Origin of the sequence: Microvirga tunisiensis, from assembly GCF_009296175.1 — a bacterium.
GTDB classification, from domain to species: Bacteria; Pseudomonadota; Alphaproteobacteria; order Rhizobiales; family Beijerinckiaceae; genus Microvirga; species Microvirga tunisiensis.
Window position 1 is genome coordinate 1 of sequence record NZ_VOSK01000549.1, and the last position, 2,920, is coordinate 2,920.

The 2,920-nt window shown below is 58.4% G+C and carries 4 protein-coding genes; 1 reads left to right on the plus strand and 3 read right to left on the minus strand.

Going from position 1 to position 2,920, the window contains the following annotated elements; all coding sequences use genetic code 11:
• The coding region (locus FS320_RS41045) for a transposase (protein ID WP_152711663.1) at positions 1–380 on the plus strand (380 nt) is incomplete at its 5' end.
• A gap of 15 nt (positions 381–395) precedes the next feature.
• Here FS320_RS41045 and FS320_RS41050 read toward each other — a convergent pair.
• The 3 genes from FS320_RS41050 to FS320_RS41060 form a co-directional block, all read right to left on the minus strand.
• Positions 396–1,118, minus strand: a complete 723-nt coding sequence (locus tag FS320_RS41050) for a hypothetical protein (RefSeq protein WP_152718308.1) — start codon at positions 1,116–1,118, stop codon at positions 396–398.
• Between the two features lie 66 nt (positions 1,119–1,184).
• Entirely contained in the window at positions 1,185–1,676 is a 492-nt protein-coding gene (locus FS320_RS41055) for an RNA polymerase sigma factor (RefSeq protein WP_152718310.1), read from the minus strand.
• Positions 1,677–1,890: 214 nt separating this feature from the next.
• Entirely contained in the window at positions 1,891–2,298 is a 408-nt protein-coding gene (locus tag FS320_RS41060; protein WP_152718312.1) for a DUF1236 domain-containing protein, read from the minus strand.
• Between the last annotated feature and the right edge of the window lie 622 nt (positions 2,299–2,920).

Here is a 2,920-nt window from a genome sequence, read left to right on the forward strand (position 1 = left end):
ACCTCCATGACCGCGCCGGAGCCGAACTCCTGCTGGAGGGTCTGCAGAATCTGTTTCCGGCCATTGAGTTGATGTGGGCCGACACGGCTTATCGTGGGCTGAAGGACTGGCTCCAGAAGGCCCTGAGCTGGAGATTATCCATCCCGCAGCATTGGTGGAGCGGCGGAACCTGGATGCGGGCTGACGCGGAGCCGCCGACGCGACCGAGTGGCTTCCAGGTGCTCGCACGCAGGTGGGTTGTCGAGCGGACCATCGGTTGGCTCACCACCAACCGGCGGCTCGCCAAGGACTACGAACGCTTGGTCGAGACCGGCGAGATGTTGCTCTATCTCGCCATGAGCCGCATCCTGCTGCGTCGCCTCACGCGAAAGGAAAGATAATTGCTCACCAGCCTCTTAGCGGTCGGTTTCGGCAAGAGCTCTGGTCTCCGCCTCGTCGACAAGCGGCTGACCTGCACCGATACTCTGCAAGTACGCTGCCACCGAGTCGCCTCCCCCGCTCGGAGTGTATTCGGCGTTGTTGACGGCACTTGCCAAGGCGAAGGTTGCGTTCCATTCACCGTTGCGGCAAGCAACGGCTTCTGCTGACTCAGTGGACGACTGGAGCCGGAATTCACGGCACAAGGAGCCGTTTGGGAGACGATAGGTCGAAATCACCCGCAGACGGCCAAATGGCAGCTCCACATCTTTTCCAGACGCAGTAATGTTCAATTCATGCCGGATAAGAGGGCTTTCCAACTGCGCTATCAGGCCGTCTGGCCCTGGTTTGCCTTGCCAGCCCATGAAGTAGCCCAAAGCAAGCGCGATGGCAGCGATGGACGCTGCCAAAGCCATCTGCATGAAGGCTCGCTTTCGCCTGAGCCATTCGTTCTGCGGCGGCTTGATGTCCGACGCTGCTTTCGGCTCGCTGGCAGCCTCATAGGATTTGACCTGAGCTAATACGGCTGCCCGCAATTCAGGTGGCACATCGGGCATCAAGGCAGGGGAAAAGGCTGAACGGGTCAAACGGCGGCTCTGCTGAAAATCCATGATCCGCTTGGCCACGGTGGCGTCGTCCGCCATCGCTTTGGCAACCGCGGCAGCCGTAGGCTCCTCAAGTTCACCGTCGGCAAAGGCCATCAGGATCTCATCGCTGAGATGTAGCTGAGACATTATTATTGCTCCGCTCTTGCTTTTCGTCAGCACCTAGGCGGCGGCCGTCATCTCCATCAACCGCTTGCGCGCCCGTGCAAGCCGGCTCATGACAGTCCCGATAGGAACGCCCAGGACCTCGGCGGCCTCTCGATAGCTGAGATCTTCGGCGCACACGAGAACGAGAACCTCCTGCTGCTCTGGAGGCAGATTATCGATGGCGCGTTGGACCTCGGACAGAACCAGCCGGTTCAGGATCGGGCCCTCGCCCGCGTCCCCGACAAGTTGCGTCTGCAGCGATACGTCTTCCATCATACCTTCGGTTCTCATCCGTCTCAGGTGATCAATCCAGTGATTGCGGAGAATGCGGAACATCCATGCGTCAAACTTGGTCCCCGGTGTCCAACTTTCCGCATTGGCAAGCGCACGCTCGCAAGCCCCCTGAACAAGATCGTCCGCGAGGGGCTGTGAGCGGCAAAGCACCAATGCAAAGCGCCTCAGCCGGGGCAGAAGCGCCACCAATTCCTGTCCTATGGCTGCCGGCATTCCTGCTCCGCAAAGCCTCTACGCATCATAACGGTGAACCTAGCCGTTTTATTCCAATCTCAAGTGGGGGAACTTTCGAATGCGCAACGAGAGTGGACAGCGGCACCTCTGCGCTCGGAACGAAAGGCACGGGAGGGAAAACCTGCCATCTCTGCCGACGCAAAAAGGGCGGCCGAGATGGCCGCCCGTGGCTGAGATCAAGGAATAGCCGGCTTTAGCGGATGACCTGCACGACCTTGCGGCTGCTCGGCTCCACCAGCACAGGAGTATTGTTCACAACCGTGTAACGATACCCCTTCACCTTATATTCGGCAGGAACTTCGTGATAGGTCACCCCGGATTCCGGGAGAACCGCACCGACACGAACCTCTTCCCTATAGGTATAGGAGGGCACCTTCTGCGTGGTCACGTACTGACGGAACTCCGGCTGCTGTTGATCGGCGATCCCACCGACGATGGCACCCGTGACACCGCCTACAGCGGCTCCGACGGGACCGCCAACGATCGCACCACCGACCGCCCCCGTGGCAGCCCCGGCAGCGGCACCGCCCGATTGTGCGAAGGCAGCGGCAGGCGCAAGAGTGGCGAGGACAGCGCTAGCAATGAGAAATTTCTTAGACATGATCGACTCCTGAATAAGTGTTCGGGCTTTGCACCCGGCAACCGACAACGCGGCATTCCTCAAGTAGTTTCAAAGTATGTTACGGCATCTTCAGCATAGTTCCCGCCGCCTTTAAGTATGAACAGATGATGAATGCGCTGGGCCATCAATATAGATTTCGCGGTTATTCATCTCCCGTTCATCATATCCGGAAATTCATGCAAGCTTTCCGAAATGGCGCCCTCAGAACCGCTGACGGATCGTCGCCATTCTCGAAGTCCGATTTGTTCTCATTCAAGACATCGATCTAACCTTGAAACAAACCCCATGCCTTAGCCGTTATCGTTTTTTGGATGCGTTTCCCAAACTCGATTGCAAAACGCCTCGCTGAAGATCCAACTGCAAAGGTGAGCCGTTTCGATGAGACCAAAACAGCGCCATCTTCTCATTGCAGTGTCGTGCCTTGCCATTGTCTGCCCGGTGAAGGTTCAGATCGATCTCGCTCAGCGCGGCGGCCTAGCCGTTCCTATTCACCAGAGTTTGTTTCGGGGCCTATTTGGTAGCGCGGACGTGCCGATCCGCTGCGTTTCTTTCACCGCGGCAAGGTCTGGAACGTGGGGAACGCGTTGGCAGGGACGGGATG

What these genes read in the sequence shown, in the direction of transcription:
- FS320_RS41050 (WP_152718308.1), bottom strand. Translation starts at nt 1,118, where the DNA reads ATGGCCTTTGCCGACGGTGAACTTGAGGAGCCTACGGCTGCCGCGGTT.
- FS320_RS41055 (WP_152718310.1), bottom strand. Translation starts at nt 1,676, where the DNA reads ATGCCGGCAGCCATAGGACAGGAATTGGTGGCGCTTCTGCCCCGGCTG.
- FS320_RS41060 (WP_152718312.1), bottom strand. Translation starts at nt 2,298, where the DNA reads ATGTCTAAGAAATTTCTCATTGCTAGCGCTGTCCTCGCCACTCTTGCG.